Origin of the sequence: uncultured Candidatus Kuenenia sp. (assembly GCF_900696675.1) — a bacterium.
Lineage (GTDB): Bacteria > Planctomycetota > Brocadiia > Brocadiales > Brocadiaceae > Kuenenia > Kuenenia stuttgartiensis_A.
This window is the reverse complement of the sequence record NZ_CAADGZ010000028.1, coordinates 14,317-35,252: the sequence shown is the minus strand read 5'-3', so window position 1 is coordinate 35,252 and position 20,936 is coordinate 14,317. Positions and strand designations below refer to the sequence as shown.

16 protein-coding genes are annotated in these 20,936 nt (G+C 41.4%); 8 read left to right on the top strand and 8 right to left on the bottom strand.

Going from position 1 to position 20,936, the window contains the following annotated elements:
- The first annotated feature begins 315 nt into the window (after positions 1–315).
- From cysS to QZT26_RS06505, 3 genes are all read left to right on the top strand, one after another.
- Positions 316–1,794 (top strand): cysteine--tRNA ligase, encoded by a 1,479-nt coding sequence (gene cysS / locus QZT26_RS06515; protein ID WP_099326018.1) that lies wholly within the window; start codon positions 316–318, stop codon positions 1,792–1,794.
- A gap of 4 nt (positions 1,795–1,798) precedes the next feature.
- A complete protein-coding gene (locus tag QZT26_RS06510; RefSeq protein ID WP_099326019.1) occupies positions 1,799–3,412 on the top strand; it encodes an HD family phosphohydrolase in 1,614 nt (537 codons plus the stop codon).
- Between the two features lie 112 nt (positions 3,413–3,524).
- A complete protein-coding gene (locus QZT26_RS06505) occupies positions 3,525–3,779 on the top strand; it encodes a Smr/MutS family protein (protein ID WP_099326020.1) in 255 nt (84 codons plus the stop codon).
- 34 nt (positions 3,780–3,813) lie between these two features.
- On the opposite strand, the gene QZT26_RS06500 is transcribed toward QZT26_RS06505, so the two are convergent.
- Positions 3,814–4,434: a hypothetical protein gene (locus QZT26_RS06500; protein WP_164995417.1), complete on the bottom strand. Its 621-nt coding sequence runs from the start codon at positions 4,432–4,434 to the stop codon at positions 3,814–3,816.
- 534 nt (positions 4,435–4,968) lie between these two features.
- On the opposite strand from QZT26_RS06500, the gene QZT26_RS06495 reads away from it, so the two are divergent.
- The 4 genes from QZT26_RS06495 to QZT26_RS06480 all read left to right on the top strand — a co-directional run bounded on the left by QZT26_RS06495 (position 4,969) and on the right by QZT26_RS06480 (position 7,828).
- On the top strand, positions 4,969–5,322 hold the full coding sequence (locus tag QZT26_RS06495) for a DMT family protein (RefSeq protein ID WP_099326022.1): 354 nt from the start codon (positions 4,969–4,971) through the stop codon (positions 5,320–5,322).
- An 80-nt stretch (positions 5,323–5,402) separates the two neighbouring features.
- The gene (locus QZT26_RS06490; RefSeq protein WP_099326023.1) at positions 5,403–6,665 is read left to right on the top strand and encodes a glycosyl transferase; all 1,263 of its coding nucleotides are present in this window, start codon (positions 5,403–5,405) and stop codon (positions 6,663–6,665) included.
- A 35-nt stretch (positions 6,666–6,700) separates the two neighbouring features.
- Positions 6,701–7,252, top strand: coding sequence for a molybdopterin-guanine dinucleotide biosynthesis protein B (mobB, locus tag QZT26_RS06485; protein ID WP_295101293.1), 552 nt, complete (start codon positions 6,701–6,703; stop codon positions 7,250–7,252).
- A gap of 66 nt (positions 7,253–7,318) precedes the next feature.
- Positions 7,319–7,828, top strand: a complete 510-nt coding sequence (locus QZT26_RS06480; RefSeq protein ID WP_230405697.1) for a cytochrome P460 family protein — start codon at positions 7,319–7,321, stop codon at positions 7,826–7,828.
- A 255-nt stretch (positions 7,829–8,083) separates the two neighbouring features.
- Here the strand turns inward: QZT26_RS06480 and bshB1 are convergent, their stop codons facing one another.
- From bshB1 to QZT26_RS06455, 5 genes are all read right to left on the bottom strand, one after another.
- Positions 8,084–8,770: a bacillithiol biosynthesis deacetylase BshB1 gene (gene bshB1, locus QZT26_RS06475; protein ID WP_099326025.1), complete on the bottom strand. Its 687-nt coding sequence runs from the start codon at positions 8,768–8,770 to the stop codon at positions 8,084–8,086.
- A gap of 406 nt (positions 8,771–9,176) precedes the next feature.
- Positions 9,177–10,490 carry a 4Fe-4S binding protein gene (locus tag QZT26_RS06470; RefSeq protein WP_295101295.1) on the bottom strand — a complete coding sequence of 438 codons (1,314 nt, stop codon included), beginning with the start codon at positions 10,488–10,490 and terminating at the stop codon, positions 9,177–9,179.
- Positions 10,491–10,738: 248 nt separating this feature from the next.
- On the bottom strand, positions 10,739–11,176 hold the full coding sequence (locus QZT26_RS06465) for a DUF296 domain-containing protein (protein WP_099326028.1): 438 nt from the start codon (positions 11,174–11,176) through the stop codon (positions 10,739–10,741).
- Positions 11,177–11,297: 121 nt separating this feature from the next.
- Positions 11,298–12,497, bottom strand: coding sequence for a PatB family C-S lyase (locus tag QZT26_RS06460; RefSeq protein WP_164995414.1), 1,200 nt, complete (start codon positions 12,495–12,497; stop codon positions 11,298–11,300).
- A 196-nt stretch (positions 12,498–12,693) separates the two neighbouring features.
- On the bottom strand, positions 12,694–13,743 hold the full coding sequence (locus tag QZT26_RS06455; RefSeq protein WP_295101289.1) for a Glu/Leu/Phe/Val dehydrogenase dimerization domain-containing protein: 1,050 nt from the start codon (positions 13,741–13,743) through the stop codon (positions 12,694–12,696).
- Positions 13,744–14,133: 390 nt separating this feature from the next.
- Here QZT26_RS06455 and QZT26_RS06450 point away from each other — a divergent pair, with 390 nt between their 5' ends.
- A complete protein-coding gene (locus QZT26_RS06450; RefSeq protein ID WP_295101287.1) occupies positions 14,134–18,285 on the top strand; it encodes a DEAD/DEAH box helicase in 4,152 nt (1,383 codons plus the stop codon).
- A 174-nt stretch (positions 18,286–18,459) separates the two neighbouring features.
- Here QZT26_RS06450 and recQ read toward each other — a convergent pair whose 3' ends face one another.
- The gene (gene recQ / locus QZT26_RS06445; protein ID WP_099326032.1) at positions 18,460–20,616 is read right to left on the bottom strand and encodes a DNA helicase RecQ; all 2,157 of its coding nucleotides are present in this window, start codon (positions 20,614–20,616) and stop codon (positions 18,460–18,462) included.
- A gap of 152 nt (positions 20,617–20,768) precedes the next feature.
- Positions 20,769–20,912: a hypothetical protein gene (locus tag QZT26_RS06440; RefSeq protein ID WP_157820638.1), complete on the bottom strand. Its 144-nt coding sequence runs from the start codon at positions 20,910–20,912 to the stop codon at positions 20,769–20,771.
- Positions 20,913–20,936: the final 24 nt, after the last annotated feature.

The following is a 20,936-nucleotide window of genomic DNA, read 5'->3' as shown; positions in this document are numbered from 1 at the left end:
TTGACGGAGAAAGGCCAGAAGTTCTCTTGTTCACTGATGACCGCTTCAGCCCTTGATATTAAAGCACTTACGGAAATGGCGGCATGAAAAACACGCATAAAAAACAAGAAATTGATGGATAGTAGTACAAAGCCCCTTATACTCAGGAAGCTCCTGGCAAGGCCTTTGGCCGCAACCAAATATCGAAATACGAATCAAATTCAAAATGTTTTGAGCATTCAAACTCACGGCGGGTTAAGGTTACAAACCTGAACCGGCACCGGATTTTCAAAAAACTAAAATATTACCTTTTATGAAAACTGAGAAAAATAAATCATGACGCTAAAATTTTACAATTCAATTACAAAGAAAAAGGAAGTATTCAAACCATTGGTTGAGGGGCACGTCAATATGTATGTTTGCGGTCCTACGGTTTATGATCATCCTCATATTGGACACGCAAAGAGTTACGTGAGCTATGACGTCATAGTCAGGTATCTGAGATATCTTGGATATAAGGTGTGCTACGTGCAAAATATAACGGATGTGGGACACCTTACCGACAACGCAGACGCCGGTGACGACAAAATCCTGGCGCGCGCTCAAAGGGAACGTATAGAGCCTGCAGTGCTTGTGGAAATATATACGCGCAGTTATTTTGAAGATATGGATGCGCTGAACAATCTAAGGCCGGATATTTCTCCAAGGGCTACAGCGCATATACCCGAACAAATAGAACTTATAGAAAAGTTGATCAGTAAGGGGTATGCGTATGTGTCCAATGGTTCCGTTTATTTTGAAGTAAGCAAATACAGGGAATACGGAAAACTCTCGGGACGAAAGCAGGAAGATCTGGAGGCGGGCGCAAGGATAGAAATTAACCTGGAGAAAAGGAATCCCAATGATTTTGCGCTTTGGAAAAAGGCGGAGCCTGCGCATATTATGAGATGGAAAAGCCCGTGGGGAGAAGGATTCCCAGGATGGCATCTTGAATGTTCCGCAATGTCAATGAAATATCTTGGCGAATCGTTAGACATTCATGGCGGAGGCATTGAGAATATGTTCCCTCATCATGAATGCGAAATCGCGCAGAGCGAGGCGGCAAACGATATGACCTTTGTTCGTTATTGGATTCATAATAATATGGTTACCGTAAACGGGCAAAAAATGGGAAAATCCTTGGGAAATTTTGTAACCCTCAAGGATGCGTTTAAAAAATACCATCCGTTAACGATACGATTCTTTATTCTCTCAACCCACTACCGCAGTCCGCTCGATTTTAGCAATGAGGCGCTGGACGCTGCGGATAAAGGTTTGAAACGTTTGTTTAATACGATAAAGAGGGTGCGGCGGCAAATAGATGAAGCTGCGAATGGAGAAACGACTGTTCTTGTTTATGAAAAACTGGAAGAGCATAAAAAGGCTTTTCTTAACGCCATGGATGAGGATATTAATACATCAGGCGCTATTGCAGCCCTTTTTGATTTGTCTAAAGAGGTGAATGCATTACTGGATTCCGGCGAAGAAGTGAGTAAAAAATGCATGGAAGATATAAATTCACTCTATCAGGAACTTGGGGATGGCATACTCGGCATTGTTCCTGTGCGCAAAGAAGTGAAGGCTGATATTGAGGATGATTTCAGTGAAGGCGATAAAAGCGTACTGAAAGAAGTAATGGGAGTTCTTATCGATACCCGAAACCAACTCCGGAAGGAGAAACTATTTCAATTGTCAGATTTTATCAGAAACAAACTCACGGAAATAGGAATAACACTTGAAGATACACAGGACGTCACTCTGTGGAAAAAAAGATGAAAAAATGAAATTTCAATGGAGCGATGATTTATCTGCTGGCGTTCTCAAAAGACAGATAATGAAACTTGTTGACATTGGACGGGCGCTCTCCGGAGAGAGGAATCTGGATAAACTGCTTGAGATGATTGTTGATGAAGCCTGCAGATTTACGAATGCCGATGCAGGCACTCTTTATACTAAGGAAGGTGAATATCTGAAATTTAAGATACTGCAAAATGTTTCTATGAATATCAGGATGGGGGGATGCTCAGGCAAAGAAATAACATTTCCTCCGGTTGAATTGAAGGAGTCTAATGTTTCAGCTTATGCAGCAATTAAAGATGTTAGTGTTAATATTCCTGATGTTTATGACTCTGAATTATTTGACTTTACCGGGCCTAAAAAATTTGACGCCACTACCAAGTATCGGACAAAATCCATGCTTGTCGTCCCCATGAAGAATCATGAGAATGACGTTATTGGCGTTCTTCAGCTTATTAACGCGCAGGAGAGGCGAACGGGAGAAGTGATTCCTTTTTCCGCTGATTTTGAAAATCTTGTACATTCGCTTGCCTCACAGGCTGCAGTTGCATTTACGAATGCAAAGTTGATTAAAGATATGGAAGAATTGTTTAGCGCGTTTGTAAAAGTAATGGCTACTGCGATTGACGAAAAATCACCCGTTACCGGCGGACATATCCAGCGTGTTGCTGAGTTAACCATGATGATGGCGAAAGCAATGAACGCACAAAAAGAAGGACCTTTTGCGCATGTTTATTTTAATGAAGATCAGATGTGCGAATTGCGAACTGCCGCCTGGATGCATGATATTGGAAAAGTCACTACTCCGGTAAATGTCGTTGAAAAAGGAAACAAACTTGAGGCGATTTTTGACCGGATTCATTATGTGGAATTGCGTTTTGATTATTTAATCCAACAGACAGAAAAAGTGTATTTTCAGAAAAAGGCAGAGCTGCTGGAAAAGCACGCTGAAAAAAATGAGATTGAGAATTTGGATGAAGAAATGCTCAAAGAGGTCTGCACATTGAAGGAAATGAAAGAATTTGTGCTCCAATGTAACAGGCCGGGAGAGTTTCTGGAAAATGAAAAAACAGAACGATTGAAAAACATAAGCCAATTAACCTACATAGACGCAAACGGGCATGAGCAAAATTATTTGAGTGAAGATGAATTGAAAAACCTTTCCATCCGTAAAGGAAGTATAACGGAAGAGGAACGGAAAATTATGCAGAATCACGCGGCTATGACGTTGAAGATGCTTAAGCAGATCCCTTTTACAAAAAAACTTAAGAACGTGCCCTGCTTTGCCGGGACGCACCATGAGTATATTAATGGGAAAGGATACCCACTTGGGATGAAAGGTGATAATATACCGATTGAAGGCCGCCTTATTGCCGTTGCAGATATTACAGAAGCCCTTACGGCAGCTGACCGTTCATACAAAAAAGCCATGCCACTGGAAAAGGTATATGAAATACTGGCGTCTATGGCAAAAAATGAAGAGCTGGACAAAAATCTGGTGGAGTTTCTGATAAAAGAGAAAATTTACGAACGTTATTTGGAAGAAAAGAAGAAAAAAGAGAAAAAAGAAAATGACGTGCCGCCCGGTGGGGTTTAAATCGTAATGCGTAAGACGCATCCCCCTTGCCCCCAGTGGGAGGGAGATTATCGTAAATCGTAGATCGTAAATTCCCCTGAAGCCGTTTTTTTGGGGAGGCATTAGTGAATGTATGGCAAAATTAAAATTGGATTTACACGATATTTGTAAAAATGGTTCTTTGATTGAAAAAGAATTGAACCGGGCAATAAATGAAGCGGTTGAGAAAAGGATTGCGCTTGTGGAAATTATTCCAGGAAAAGGAAGCGGGCAGTTGAAGAAGGCCGTCCTGAGATTCCTCAACCGTCCTGAAGTAAAAAAATTGTATCATCGAATTGACAAAGACCGTGATAATTTTGGAAGGCTTTTTGTAAGGTTTAAACATTGAGTGATGGTCGGTATTTTTTGTAACGCTACTGCGATTATTGACAATACTCTTTGTATCCGGCCATATAGTCAATGACCTTCTTTTTTGCCTCTGTGCGTAAATCCTGTTTTAAGTCTTTATTCATTAAAACCTTTTCTACACTCTTCCATACTTCACACAAATCCATGCTGAGAAATAATTGCGATTTAACAAGGGCAAAAATCATTGAAACGGTGAAACTGTTGTTTAGTGTTTTATATGCTTCTTCCAGTATTGGCAAGGCGTCTTCCGGATGGGAAAAATTATCCATTGCCATGAGATAACCAAGGCAGAATATTTCATCCGCATTGAGGAAGTCCGTATCTAATTGAACAAATGGCACATGGTATCGCAACGCCAGGTAGTACATATAAAATTCAGCATTGTTGTTCCCTTCAAATTTCCATGACAGGGCGTTTATTACGGCGGCTTTTTCGTCTATGGGATTCTCTGGAGAGGAAAGAAATTCCGCTATTTCAAACCCCAGCACACTTTGTAAATGTGCACGTTGAACCATTTTCACATCCATGTAAGCTTCATAAAATTCAGTGGACGTAATAGGTGAATCTGCCGAAGCAATTTTGTGGGACAAAAAAAGCGTATTTATGATAAGGACGAATACAACTATTTTTTTCATATCAAATCATTCTCATTTTTAAAGTGGAGGGAAATAGTTTTACGTAACTATGTATTTTTTTATTTAATATCTCGTTTTAAGATTGTATGCAATAAACATCTCTTCTCTTCTCTTCTATCGGAGCAACAGCAATAAATAATATACTACATGATAAATCCGGATATTACTAATGGAATTAACAGGAATGCTGATTTAACAGGTGAAAAGTTTGCAGAGGGGTTTTAATGCGCATCATCATCCCTAAGCTGGACAAGATACGAAAGGGAAACCACAGATTACACAGATTAAAAAAATCGTAGGAAAACACAGAGAGCGTGTTCCTATAATGGCAAATGACTATTAAAATTAAATCTGGAAATGAGTAATATCCATTTGCATGTAATGGCGTAAAAAGCAAAAATGTATTGGATATACGGGAAGTTGCATGTATTGTAACACTTTAATCTTTTGAAAAAGGTATTACCGATAAGCGCCGTAGGAGCAACCTGTTTGTTGCAGGAAATGATATTGATCAGTTATTTCGGATAAAATAATATGCGAAACTATCTCATTACCATACTGTTGCTTTGTTGCAGTAATGTTTTTATGACATTTGCATGGTATGGACATCTTAAAAATTTGTCTCATAAAACGTGGATTATTGCAGCCCTTGTGAGCTGGGGCATTGCCTTGTTTGAATATCTGCTTCAAGTGCCCGCAAACCGTATTGGGCATCAGGTGATGAGTCTTGGGCAACTGAAAATACTTCAGGAGGTAATCACTCTTATGGTGTTTGTGCCATTTTCCGTAATTTACATGAAAGAAAAGATACATTTTGATTATTTATGGGCTGGCATATGTTTATTCGGGGCAGTCTATTTTATTTTTCGCCCTAAACTTCTTCCATAGCAGTTTCCGTCAAGGCGGTGAGCGCCTCTACGTATCTTAAGGCAGTAAATATATTATTAAACAAAAAAGAGGAGTATTTTATGGCTGATTTTCATCAGGAAGGAACGATTACCACGTTACATGATATATACAGGGTCTTTGATCCAAATGAGTATTTAAAAAGTTTGGAGGAAAAGCTTGAGGATTATGCACGCCAGGTAAGCATTTGTCTTTTGCTGCCCTGCCTTTACAGTGAACTTGAAAATACGGAAGTCATGGAACGTATTGTTGGCGAAATTAAAAAAGTCCGCTATTTGCGTAATGTTGTTATTGCCCTGGGAGGCGCTCCGGATGAAGAGAAGTTCCGGGATGCAAAAAAATACTTTGGAAGGCTTCGTACAACAAAACGCGATGTTAAAATTGTTTGGGTTGAAGGGCCACGCATTCAGAATGTATTTCAGCGCATCCGGGAACGTGAGATTCAGACAGGTATTCAGGGAAAAGGCCAATCAGTGTGGATTGCCCTTGGTTATATACTTTCAAGGGGCAATGTGGACGTCATAGCGCTTCATGATTGCGACATTGTAACCTATGACCGCATATTTTTAGGGAGGCTTATTGAGCCTGCCGCAAATCCGAATAACGAGTATGAGTTTTGTAAAGGGTATTATGCCCGTGTTTCACTTACGGACAGATCAATCAAAGGCAGGGTGACAAGACTGTTTGTAGTTCCTTTTGTCGATTCAATGATGAGAATTATGAATACGCATGGACATAAAGAACTAGAGCGTTTTTTCGGATATCATCGTATATTCAAATATCCGCTGGCCGGAGAGTTCAGCCTAAGCGCCCGACTTGCAAGGGGTATTAATATTGCTTATGATTGGGGTCTTGAGGTGGCTACGCTATCCGAGGTATACCACAATACAATGAACAGAAAAATCGCACAGGTGGATCTCTCCAAGAACTATGAGCATAAACATCAAGATCTTTCTGCTGACGATTCAAGCAAGGGATTACACAGAATGGCAGTGGATATTGCCACCTTCTTTCTCCATTATATGCGTTCTCACGGAGTGCCACTGGACGATGCCTTCGTTGATATGATGCTTCATACCTATTACGATAATGCCCTGAAATTTATTAAGTATTATAGCGATGACGCAGAAATGAACAATCTGATTTTAAATCGTCATGAGGAGGAACTTGCCGTGCGACATTTTCGTGGCGTTTTATGGACGGCATGGGAGCAAAGCAGAGGGCCTAGAGAGGCAACCCTTATTCCTTCATGGAACAGGGTTACGTATAGCCTTCCTGATATATATACGAATCTCTATGAAGCTGTAGAAAAGGATAATGAATAGTATGGTTTGATAAGGTGCGATTTGAGATTTAAATCGTGAATGAGGTATATTATAGAAACAGGGATAATGCTATGTATGCAAGAACACCGATTGTGTCCTTTGTAGGAAAATCGAACAGCGGAAAAACAACGCTTATTGTAAAGGTCATTAAAGAATTAAAATTAAGGGGGCTTAGGGTTGCTACCATAAAACATACCCATCATAATGTTGATATGGATACGAAAGGCAAAGATAGCTGGAAACATTCACAGGCAGGAGCAGATGCCGTCATCATTGTCTCTGAAAACAAGATGGGTCTTTTTAGGACGACGCAAAAAAGGGTTCTATTAAAGGAAATGGTGGAAACCTATCTCAGGGATTTCGATATAATAATACTTGAAGGATATAAGACAGAACCCATTCCCAAAATAGAAGTCTTTAGGACAGAGAACGGCGATCAGATGGTGTGCCGGGATGATGAACATTTAATTGCTGTAATAGGTGATAAAGACCCAATAATGAATGTACCTTATTTGCATATTGATGCGGATGTTCGAAAGATTGTGGATTTTATTATGTCATATCTGAAAATAAATGTATCTGTATAAAACCCTGCAACAGCCTGCATAAATTACCCACGGCAGGTTCAGAAAGAGCGGAAGGACAAAATCAATATGAACAAAAGTAAAACAATCTGGTTTCTTATCGTGATAATAGCGGTTATTTGTTTCACATCGCAAAAAAGGGGAACGGCTGAAATGCCCGGCATAAATGAAAAAATAAATGCGCAGAGATTATGGGAGTATATGACAAAAGAAAATCCCTACAAATGCTATCCGGCATGGCCAGGTAAAGAGGGCATTTATGAGAGCACTATGCCTCCCGGTGATATTCTGCGGCTGTATATAAACGACCTTGCCCTGGATACCGTTGTCAACAAAAAGAGAATATTTCCCAACGGCTCTCTCCTGATAAAAGAAATCTATACAGAAGAAAATAAGTTGTCTTTGCTTACCGTGATGTATAAAGAGAAGGGATTTAATCCGCAAGGAAATGATTGGTACTGGGTAAAATACGGCCACGATGGGGAAGTTAAATTGGAAGGAAGGGTCGGGCTATGTATAGAATGCCATGTGGGCGTTGCAGATAATGACTATGTATTCACGGGAAGTATAAAGAAATAAAAAGCGTGAATGGTAACGTTAATATTAATCAAACCAATGAAATAAGGCATTCTCGATCTTTGAACAAAACTCGTTGGTTAGTAAGAATTAGAATTAAACCACACAGTGTAACTATTCAGCGTAAGCGATACACGGCTCGTTCCCAAACTCCAGTTTGGGAATGCATTTGTTCAAGAAACTCCGGTTTCTCGCCCGTTTGCTGATAGATAGGGAATAAAATCACAGGGTTAAGACAGTTTGTAATTTGTCAAGTTTTTAAAGGATATCGCGTATATCCTTCAGGCCTATTGGTTCGTGGCTCGCAAATGGTTCTCCGTAGTCAACGTGAATAAGGCCTCCATAATAACCGTTCCTTTCCTTAATCATCGTGCTGATGTATTTCCACCTGGCAGCATCGTACACAAACTGTGATTGATACACGCGCATACTATCGAGTTTTCGTACAAATTCATTGCTTATATCTAAAATAAACGATGGATTGATAGTTACATTTAAGTGATAGCAGAAATAATAAAAGATGTGTGATGGATAGAATGGTTCTCCCGGAATTTCTGACTTGCTGAGCTTTGCATAAAAACGGGATGCCTCTCCGATTTTAGATGCTTGAACGTGGTCAGGATGGGCGTCAACCCAGTAAGGCAAAAATACAATCTCCGGGCGTATTTTACGGATTACCCCGGCGACTTCTTTGCGAACTTCTATGCCGTCCATAAGATAACGGTTGGGGAATTTTAATACCGTTCTGCTCTTTATTCCCAGCAGATTTGAAGAACGCTCCCACTCTTCTTTCCGTGTTTCAATGCTACCATATGGGGTGGGCTCACCGTTTGTCAGATCAACAATGTGAACGTCGTAACCAAGCGAAACAAATTTAAGAATACTTCCGCCCATACCTATTTCCACATCATCAGGATGTGGTCCAATGGCAAGAATCGTAGACATATTATGGCCCTTTAAAAATTATCGGTAGAGAAACAGATTCAGAGATAACAATAGTACCTTAAAAGTTATTTATTTACAGTATTTGGCAAAATATTTAATGGTGAAATCCGAAATGCTAAATACGAAACCCGAAACAAATTCCAAAATCTTCCCCTTATCCCCCTCCAAGGGGAGAATGTTCCCCGCTTGCGGGGGTGCAAGGGGTGGTTGTCCCCCTTTGGAGTGGGGTCGGGGAGGATTTTGGAATTTGTTTCGTATTTCACGCTTCGTATTTTTTATCTCGTGTTTGTTTGGTTCAGGCTATGCCAGCATAGGGTACGACAATTTTCGGAAAATATTGCCACTTATGTAAAGTCATAACCACCACTTGATTCCATGCCTTGAAAAATAGGGCAGGGAATGGCTATTATTCCGTTTCAAATTTTCCTTCTTTATGGGTGTATTTCGGGTTGTCAAGTTCTGCTGATCTGAGAACAAATTCGGTGTCTGAAATTTTAGTGTACCAATGCCCGGTTACCCTTGCAGTATTTGTCAGGATAATAAAGAAACCGACCAACATCGCTGCATACAGCCAATAGTTAATCTTTTTCCTTTTTCCTGCAAGTTTCATATCCAATGCGCCGTTTACCGGGCAAACATTGACACAATCGTAACATGCAAGACATTCATGGGTGAGAACGTGGTCCTTCTTTTCAACGACAATATATGACGGGCATGCCTTCGTGCATTTTCCGCAATCAATACATTTTTCTTTGTCCCTGGTTATTGTAAAAGGGCTTATGTATGCAAGGATGCCGAGAATGGCGCCATACGGACAAAAAAATCTGCACCAAAAATTCTTGCTTACTACCGATAGCATCAAAAAAACAAGCACCACAACAAGGCCAATACCTGACAGATTAACAAAAAACTTTAACATCTTTATATCGGCGACCCGCATAAAAGGCGCACGTTCGTATAAAACTTCCAGTTGCTCAACAGGTATTTTTATAACAACCATCTGTAGGAAAAAGGCGAGGATTGAATATTTCCATGCCCTTGCAATGCAGTCATTTACTTTATCAGACCAATATTTTCGCGGAACGGCGAAAGGCAGGATCATTGCAACAATAAAGGCAGGGATCAGTTCCCTGAAGAAAGGGGATTTGAAAAACTCCATAGTGATGACTTCCAGGAGCATTAAAATGATAATGGGGGTAAAAACCAGACTCAGCCCTGCCGTAAAACGGGTAGGGATATTACGTATTAAGGAACTGACCCGCCTGGGGAGTTTGTTCAAAAATAAATCGCCAAGTTTCCACTCCCATTCAGAAATAGTGCCAACGGGACACATCCAACTGCAAAAACCCCTTCTAAAAAAAACGGCCATCAACAACAATGTTCCAAAAATAACAAACCCTGCAGGGTGGATGTCATTAATTTTGCCTGTTCCGAAAAAGTACTTTGTCCCCATAAGAGCGCTTATCGGCAGGAATGATTCAACTCCTGGCGGCCTTGGCAGATAAAATCCTTTCCCGCCCGCCTCACAATATGCAACAAAGGTATAAAATTGCCAGCCAATGACAATAACTAAAATTAAAAATGCTATCTGAACAGACCAGCGCAGCTTTTGAGAAGTGAATTTTTTGCGCTTTTGCTGCCACCTTTTTGTAGTGTCAAAACGAATTTCGGCGTTCTTCGTTACTTTTATAGATTCGGTTGTTGAATACCGTTGTTTCACCTCTTCCAAGCAGCAAGCCTCCCTTAATTGTGATCTTTTAATATAAAAATAAAGTAGGGGCGAAGCATTTGCCCGTTTGAGTATAAACGCATTTATGACAATTTACAGCAAATGCTTCTCCCCTACACTATGCTGCAAACAGCCCTATTATTAGAATTTTTCAAAAGACTAAAGTGTTATAAAATTATGATAATCGAAATCAACCTTTATCTGCAAGTATTTTGATTTTGCATACTGCAGTAAGGAGGTTAACAAATCTTCAGCAGGGACATTCCCAGCGCCGGGTCAAATTCACGTACTGCATCTATTCCACAGAGTTCTAAAATAACAACTTCAAGCACAAGGAATGTTTCAGTTTTTTCCCTGAGACAACCAACTTTTACCGCATCACCCTTTCCGAATGCGCCATGCAAATGAACCTTTGGTTCCTCTCCCTGATAAAATACTGTGCCAAAACCCACTACTTCATGGCTTTCTCCAAGTTCTCTCCACATGGGCACCGGCGGGAGTGTATCGCTTTCAGCACCGACGACAAATTTACCTTCACGCATACCACCAACTAAATAAAGGACTGCTGCCAGGATTTTCTCCTTTTTTATTATGTGAATCACATTTTTCAACACATCTTCACCGTCCTCAAATTTGGCGACAACAACTTTTCCTATATTGCCAACACGGTATTTCATACAAACATTTTCCTCCCTACATTAAAAAATGCGTCAAGTTTTGCCAAATTACAAAAAGCAATGATAAAAATGTAAATTAATCTAATGCATTTATCCTGTTCATTCCTGTTTCTGTTTTGTGCTATAAATTTTTCACCGCGTTTTCTATCCTTCGGAGCGCTTCGGACAAAACAAAACGGGGACATGCAATATTCATCCTCATAAAACCCTCTCCGCCCTGCCCGAACAGATATCCCTCATCAAGGCCTACCTTCGCTTCTTTTGCCATGAAATCCCTGAGATACACCGGGTCGAACCCTAATTCCCTGCAATCAAGCCAGATCAGGTACGTGCCTTCCGGTTGTATTACCTTTATTTTTGGTATCTTTTTCTCAAAGTAATCAAACAGGAACTCATAATTTTTGTGTAAATATACAAGAAACTGCCCCAGCCACTCATCGCCATACCTGTATGCTGCTTCCATGGCAACAAACCCGAACACATTAACACCCGGCAGAATTCCCTTTCTCGCCTCCTGAAATTGTTTGCGTAATCCGGCATTGGGAATGATGACAACGGAGGCTTCTAGCCCTGCAAGGTTAAACGTCTTACTGGGGGAGATACACGTTATGGAATTTTGTTCAAATTCTTCTGATAATGCAGCAAATGGCGTATGGGTAATATCGGGGAAAAGCAGCTCGCCGTGTACTTCGTCCGAAACTATTATTGCGTTATGCCGGATGACTATTTCTCCCGTTCTGATTAATTCCTCTTTAGTCCATACCCTTCCGACAGGATTATGCGGACTGCACAGGAGCATCAATCTTATGCGATGCGGGATTGGTGGCCTTCCGTGCCTGATGGCAAAACAGGCGTCAAGTCCTTCAAGATCCATTCCATACCGTCCGTTCTGTAAAACAAGCTTGTTATTTACCACATGGCAGCCATTGTTCTTAATTACATTCCAGAAAGGATGATACACGGGGTCTTGGAGAATGACTTCATCTCCAGGATGAGTGTATGCCTTTACTGCAGCATATAATGCAGGCACAATGCCCGGAGTAAAAACAATCCATTCCGGATTCACCTTCCATCCGCAGCGTTTTTGCATTCTGTATATAACCGCATCCACCACTGATGCAGGACGGGGAAGTGAATATCCATAGATCTCGTGGTCAGCCCTTTTTTTTATGGCGTCGGTAATGGGTTTTGCTATGGGGATATCCATATCCGCAACCCACATGGGAATAACCTCCGGGCTGCCAAAAAGCGACAAAGCCCCGTCCCATTTCGCACAATCAGTATTCTTCCGAGATATAGAACGGTCAAAATCGTATTTCATCACATTTAACGCAGAAGCATTGAGTCAAAATACTTTCAAAAAATAAAAAGGAACTACAAAAAATGTAACACTTGAGTTTTTTGAAAAATTCCAATAGTAACATTGTTTGCTGCACGATGTAGGGGCGAAGCATTTTGCCCGTTTGGGCACGAACGCATGTATGCCAGTCATGGCAAATACTTCGCCCCTACAGATATTACTTCTTCTTTGACGCCCTTTTCGCAGCTATTATTTGTCGGGCAAGGTCATCGGCAACTTCAGAGGTAGGCCTCCCCTCTTGCTGTGCTGTTTCGAAAATCCGTAAAGTTGCATCGTACAATCCTGATAATCGCTTCATTACCTGGTTTGCATCGTATTGACCAAAAATATCACCAGAGGCATTGAGCATACCACCCGCATTAATCACATAGTCTGGTGCATAGAGGATGCCTCTGTCGCAGAGCATTTTACCATGACGCGCTTCTGCCAGTTGATTGTTGGCGCTGCCGGCTACAATGCTTGCTTTTAGTTGTGGGATCGTGTCATCGTTCAGTATGCCTCCCCTGGCACACGGGGAAAAAATATCAACATCCTGTGAGTAGATTTCTTCCGGAGCAACTACCTTTGCCTCAACGTTTTCGGATACATGAGCCGCGGCTCCAGGATTCACATCGGTAATGATGAGTTTCGCACCGGCTTCGCTCAGATTTTTACAAAGGTGACGGCCTACATTGCCGACTCCCTGCACGGATACGGTAAGCCCATGAAGGCTGTCACGGCCAAGTTTATGTTTTACCGCCGCCCTCATGCCATGAAAACAACCAAGGGAGGTAAAGGGGGAAGGGTCGCCTGTTGTTGCTAAACCAAAGGCATAATCACACTCCCTGGCTAACAGCTCAACATCCTTTATGCCAATGCCGATGTCTTCTGCCGTGTAGTACTGTCCGCCTAACCGTTGTACAAATCCGGCAAAGGACGCGAGGAGTTTATCATTCTTCTCCTTGAACGGGTCGCCAATGATAACTGCCTTTCCTCCGCCAAGGGGCAAATCGGCGAGTGCGTTCTTGTAAGTCATTGCACGGGAAAGACGAAGCGCATCCAATAATGCCTCTTCCACAGAGGCATATGGCCACATTCTGCATCCTCCGGCAGCAGGCCCTAAGGTGGTGTCATGGATAGCAATAATAGCAAACAGACCAGACTCTCTGTCGTGACAAAATAAAACTTGCTCATGATTATCATATTCACTATTATCAAATACCGGCATATAAATAGTTCTCCTCTCTTAGTACCCTGGCAGTAATTTCTTTTGCATTTTTTGGCAAAATATTATAATGATGAAATACGAAACACAAAATACGAAATTTCAAAATATGGGTCATATAGGGCTTATAAGACTTATATTTTTGAACATTTGAAATTTCGTATTTTTTACTTCGTGCTCGTTTGGTTTTTGTCCATGTTTTAATGCGATAAAACTAAGTAAGAATGCCAAATGTGTTCGATATAAGTCAAGGCAAATATTATTGTGTGGATCATATTGGCGGATTGATAAAACGGTAGAAACGTTATACCCTGAACGGTATAATTATACCTTGCATTTTAGCGTTTGAATTGGTGTATATTTTTCAATTAATTAAAAAGACAAAAGGCTGTTATGAGTCAAAAGTTACCGCAGAATTTCTCTGACATTTATGGACAACTTAATTCGATTGAGCAGTCTTTGTTACAGATTCTAGCTATCAATTATGCACCAATGACACAGGGGAATCTTTATTCAGTAGCGAGGAGGACAAAGGGGCTGCCAATTATTAATAAAGACCTTTTTAATATGCGGGATTTTAAATATGCTTTAGACAGGCTCGCAAAGTTTGACTTAATCGGGCCTGTGGGAACAGGTGTGGTGCAATGCAAATCAGTTTTGGTTGATGAGATTTTGGCTCGTATCTCGAAAAACGATTATTTCAGAGAATTAGTTGATGCTGTGCAGTGTTGCGTGCCGGTACCGCCGTACGTCTATATTGATAGCCAGCTTATTGTCCGTGAAATTCGCATTGGGCTATATACAGGCAATGCTGATATTGTCGTGGAAAATCTGAATCGTAGTGCAAATTATTATGGAGAAAGATTTGATGCGAAAAAAGTGGTGGTGGACGTCTGTACCAACCCGCTTTTCCATGCAGAAATGTTTGATTCGCTGCATCCGGCCATAAAAAAAATTGTTTTTCAAAATATGGTGGATCATGCCATCATGAGCTATCGCCCGCTTTCTGAAGAGCAATGTGCATCTTTGGCAAAGTATGGTACGGTTGATGAACGTGAATATGTAATCATAAGAAATATTTATGCGATGTATCTCATATTCCGCGGCAATCTGACGGAGGCTGAGAATATTGTTCAAAAAGACTTTGGATATATGGATTTAATGCTTGCACAGGGGTGTGTGGCATTTTTAAAAGGGGAAAACAGCAAATCTCTGGCAATATATGATCAGGCATTAAAAGCTTTCCAAAAAAAAATGATAAAGAAAATTGGGTTTTTCACACAAATATTAGGATTATTTTATTTATTTGCGCTTGCGAAATCAGGGCAGCCGGAAGACCTGCGCCTGGCAAAGGAATTACTGGCGTGGGGTACAAGGAATGAACCCGAAAATTTAACAAATATGTGCAAACGATGTATCTACGCCGCAATTATTGCCCAAAATAATTTAATTCCCGAAGCAAAGGAAATACTTTCCGGGATTTTTTCCCACTTCCACAAGAACAGCGTATTTGCTTTATTTTATGAATTGGCGGCATACTGGATTGACGAAGATTTGGCGAAGTTACACGCGAAAACAAACAAAAGCCGTTTTGAGATCGCTAATAAGAACGGCTTTTTTCTACTCGCCCTTGTTCATGGCCGTCTTTTTTTAAAAAGTAAGAAAAACACATTAATTCAACGAACCTGCGACCAATTGGCGGAGTCCACAGGCATTCAGGATATTACTGATAGTATTCATCGAAAAGAAGACTGGGAAAAAACTCTGAATGCGTTAATCGATTTATCTTTAAAAGAGAAAACCAACGCTTCTTCCAGGGAATGCAGGCTGGTCTGGATGGTTTCCCTGGACAAAAAATATATTCAGATAACCCCTAAAGGGCAGAGGCTCAATAAAAACGGCAAGTGGAGCGCCGGCAAAAGAGTCTCGCATAAAAACCTCCTGGAAGGGTTGGATTATATGACCTTGCAAGATCGTAAAGTAGTGCAGGTTTTTATTGAAACGCCGAAATCAAACATGGACTACTATAGCCATTTTTACAGCGAAAATCATGAGAAAGCCCTTCTTGCCCTTGTCGGACATCCATTGGTATTTCTGGAGGATTCGCCACATATTGCCGTTGATTTGGTAAAAGGAGAGCCGGAACTTATTGTGGGACAGACAAAGCGGGGATACAGCCTGCAGTTTTCGGAAACATTTAAAGACACTGGTATTGAAGTCGTTAAAGAATCGCCGACACGGTATAAGATTGTTGAGATAAAGGATGAACATGTACGGATAGCAAAGTTTATGGGCAAGCGGCAAATTTCGATTCCCGCTAAGGCAAAAGAAGATTTGATAAGGGCAGTGAGCGGAATTTCTTCCCTTGTAACCGTTCACTCTTTCATTGAAGGTGCGGATGAAACTATTCCAACAATCGAGGCAAGTGCAAATACATATATCCACTTACTTCCGGTGGGGCATGGTTTTAAACTTGAAATATTTGTAAAGCCGTTTGTAACATCCCCTCCTTATTTTAACCCGGGCGCCGGGGGGAAACACGTTTTTACAGAAATCAACCAACAGCGTGTGCAAAGCAGCCGTGATCTTTCACTTGAGAAGGTCAATGCGGAAAATATAATAAATGCGTGTCCGTCGCTGCAGCAATCAGGCAATACCCAATGGGCATGGCTTTTTAATAACAACGAAGATTGTTTGCAGATTTTGTCAGAACTGTATGAGGTTAAAGACAGGGTTACAGTGGAGTGGCCGGAAGGAGAAAAATTAAAAATACTGGCTGTCGCCTCATTTCCGCAGTTTAGTATGAATATCAGCCATGAAAATGACTGGTTTTCCGCTTCAGGAGAATTAAAAATTGACGACGATTTAATCATTAAAATGAGTGATTTGCTGGACTTGCTCGATAATGGCTCCACCCGGTTTATTCAATTGAAGGATGGCCAATTTCTGGCGCTTGCAGAACAATTTCGCAAACGCCTTGAAGAAATCAATGCGTTTGCAGAAAGAGGCAAAGACGAAATAAGATTCCATCCCTTAGCCACGGTGGCTCTGGAAGATACATTGGAAGAAATCAAACAATTGAAGGTTGATAAAGCGTGGAACGATAACATTGCCCGTTTAAAAAAAGTACGGGAAAGAGTTCCTGCAGTGCCCACCACCCTGCAGGCGGATTTACGAAATTATCAGGTGGAAGGATTTCAATGGTTGTCACGTCTGTCTGACTGGCGGGTAGGCGCATGCCTTTCAGATGATATGGGGTTGGGTAAAACCATTCAAGCCTTAACGGTAATCCTTGAACATGCAAAGGAAGGTCCGTCGCTGGTTATTGCCCCGGCCTCCGTTTGTATGAACTGGATATCTGAGGCCAGCCGGTTTGCCCCTACGCTTAACGTATCTATTTTCGGGGAAGAAAAAGACAGAAAAGAGGCCATTAAAAAACAGGGGCCTTTTGACCTGCTTGTTTGCAGCTATGGCTTGCTGCAACAGGAAGAAAAAATACTCGCCGACAAAAAGTGGACGATTATCATACTGGATGAAGCCCAGGCGATAAAGAACTCCAATACCAAGCGGTCAAAGGCGGCGATGGCGCTGAAAGGGGATTTTAAAATTATTACTACCGGTACGCCAATTGAAAACCATCTGGGAGAACTGTGGAATCTGTTTCAATTTATTAATCCAGGTCTGCTGGGAAGCATAAAAAGATTCAACGAAAAATATGCAATTCCCATAGAACGGGACAAAAGTCACCAGGCAAGACTGCGGTTAAAGAAACTTATCCAACCGTTCATTTTAAGGAGAACAAAGGCACAGGTATTGGAAGAACTTCCTCCTAAAACGGAAATCACCCTTTCGGTGGAGATGACGCCTGAAGAATCCGCCTTCTATGAAGCATTGCGGCAAAAAGCAATAGACAACATCGAATCTTTTGATTTCGGAAAAGGAGAAGGATATTTGCGGGTATTGGCGGAAATCATGAAACTTCGCCGCGCATGCTGCCATTCCAGGCTTGTTGTTCCCGGCCATTCTTTAGAAAGCTCAAAAATCAGATTGTTTGGAGAGGTTGTGCAGGAACTTATGGAAAACAATCACAAGGCGCTGGTATTCAGCCAGTTTGTTGATTATTTGACGATTATCAGAGAATATGTGGAAGGCCTTAATATTTCTTATCAATACCTAGACGGCAGCACGCCGATGAAAGAACGCAAAAGAAGTGTAGATGCGTTTCAGTCGGGAGAAGGAGAATTATTCCTGATTAGCCTAAAGGCCGGAGGGCTTGGTCTGAATCTGACGGCTGCTGATTATGTGATTCATATGGATCCGTGGTGGAACCCGGCAGTGGAAGATCAGGCGTCAGACCGGGCGCACCGGATAGGGCAAAAGCGCCCGGTTACGATTTACCGTCTGGTAACAAAGGGAACTATAGAAGAAAAAATAGTCAACCTTCATCAGCACAAACGGGAATTGGCCGACAGCCTTCTCGAAGGAAGCGATATGAGCGGCAAAATTACTACGGAACAATTATTACAACTGATTCACGGGCAGTAAGTGTATTGAATAGTGTAGGGGCGAAGCATTTGTTATAAACGGTCGTTGCTTGTTCCTTACCTGATATCTCAGCCCACTAAATTCTCATGTAGTGCGACGAGTTTCGTCGTACTACAAATGACAATTTCCAGTTTCGAAAGGTTAAAGTGTTACCAACTTATTGAGAAGTTACTATCAATCCCCTTTTTCCATAGAATATCGTATCTTTGCCCTGACTAATTTTATTTCATCGTAGGAATACTCTTCTCCTAATTTTTCTTTAACAGGGGTTAACGCCTCCATACCCAGTTCTCCCAGCACCGTGCGGATTCGTTGCTGTTTTGCCGGAGCAACAAATTTATCTATGGAGACATCTTCTCCCGCGATTATAAGCGTTTCAAGATGAGTGGCGATTGTAGATGTTGCAAGGCCTCTTTTCCCGGCTATTTCCCGAAGCGAAAGATTGTTTTTATAGAGTTCCAGCGTTGTGTAAACAGTGGGAGATTTCATTTGTTTCCTCAAGGTTGCCTGCCGTCTGGAGTTCGCCTCTTTTGGCGTTATCTGGTGTTGTCTGCAATAATTGCATATTTCTTTTAAGAAAAGGTCTCCGTATTTTCTTAATTTCAGTTCACCCATACCGCTGATTTTTTTTAAATCAGAAGCTGTTTGTGGATACCGCATCGACATTTCCTTTAAACTTGTGTCATGGAAAATAACATAAGGAGGCATAGACTCCTGGTCTGCAAGCGTTTTTCTTAGCGTCCTCAAACGTTCAAACAACGCCAGATCATAATTCTTATCTTCTCCGGACACGGCCAACGAAGCGGTTTCCTCTGGTTTTACCAAAAGAACCTTCTTCTTGCCTTGCAATACCTCACGGCTCTGGCTGGTCAGTTTTAAGACGGGGTATCTGTCGCCTTCCTGCGCCAGATACCCCAACTGGATCAATTCACGGGAAAATGTTAGCCATTGGGATTTTGAATATTCCTTTCCTATGCCAAACGTTGTAAGAGCTGTATGGCTATTTTGCAGTATTTTCTGGTTTTGCGAGCCTAGCAGGACGTCGATAACGTGATGCATGCCAAAAGATTCACCCACTCTATAGACACACGACAACAGTTTTTGCGCAGCAACTGTTCCGTCAAATTGTTCCTTTGGGTTAAGACAGGTATCACAATTTTCACAATTGTGCGTAGTAAATTTTTCTCCGAAATAATCGAGCAATATCTTTCTCCGGCAAACGTTGCCTTCGCAATATGACACGAGCGCCTTTAATTGTTGATATGCCGCCTGTTTTTCGTTTTCATCCTCCTTTTGATGTATAAAATATTCTATCTTAATCTTATCTGCATAACTGAAGAGAAGGATGCAGTCGCTTTTTAGCCCGTCTCTGCCGGCGCGTCCTGTTTCCTGATAATATCCTTCAATGCTTTTCGGCAAATCATAGTGAATCACGTAACGTACATTCGGTTTATCGATGCCCATGCCAAACGCAATGGTTGCTACAATAATCTCTATGTCTTCACGAATAAAACGCTCCTGATTTTCTGTTCTCATTTCAGCGGACAATCCGGCGTGGTAGGGAAGGGCGCGATACCCTTCTCCCTGTAAACTCCCTGCCAGGCTTTCAACTGTTTTACGTCCCTGACAATAGATGATGCCCGACTCCTTCTTTCGTTCTTTTAAAACACAAAGAATCTGGTGGTATGGATTGTCTTTGGGTATGATCTGATAAAAAAGGTTTTTTCTGTTGAAGCTGGCATTAAAGACTTTGTAGTCGGTCAATTTTAATTGCGTTACAATATCTTTCTGCACGGAAGGCGTGGCGGTGGCCGTCAATGCCATGAACGGCGTCTTTGGGAATTTCTCCCTCAACATCTTTAATTGGCGGTATTCCGGCCTGAAGTCATGTCCCCATTCAGAAATACAATGCGATTCGTCTATTGCGAAAAGGGAAACTTTCAATTCCTGCAGGAACTGAAGGAATTCACGCATGGCAAGCCTTTCGGGGGCGATATAAAGAATCTTGATTTTACCCTCCAAAAGGTCCCTTTTTCTTGCCGCAACCTCGCGGGCATGCACGGAGCTGTTAATGAATGTTGCGGAAATGCCGTTTTCCGTTAATCCATCCACCTGATCTTTCATCAAGGCAATTAAAGGAGATATAACAACCGTTATTCCATCGAAAAGCAGTGCGGGCAATTGATAACACAAAGACTTGCCGCCCCCTGTAGGCATGAGGACAAAGAGGTCTTTTTGCTCCAGCACCCACCGGATAATATCTTCCTGAAGCGGATAGAACTTTGAATAGCCAAAATATTTTTGTAACGCCGAATAAATACGGTCTTTCATTTTATCAATACATCCTAAACTGGCATAGCCAGAACTAAACAAGCACGAGATAAAAAATACGAAATTCGAAGTACGAAATACGAAACAAATTCGAATAACAAAGCATAAAATCCAAAACATACAACAAAAAGAAATTACTGCTAAGGCACTAATCAATTGCAAGATGAATCTTTATGGCGTTTTCCACCTTCGAGTCCATCACCAAGAGTGTCTTCCCATTCCTTGTATAATTCATAATCTTCATTAACTGCCTCTTTATATGCAGCCTCTAATTTATTTCGGAGCCTTTTCTTCATGCAATTTCTTTTTCTCTCCAACGC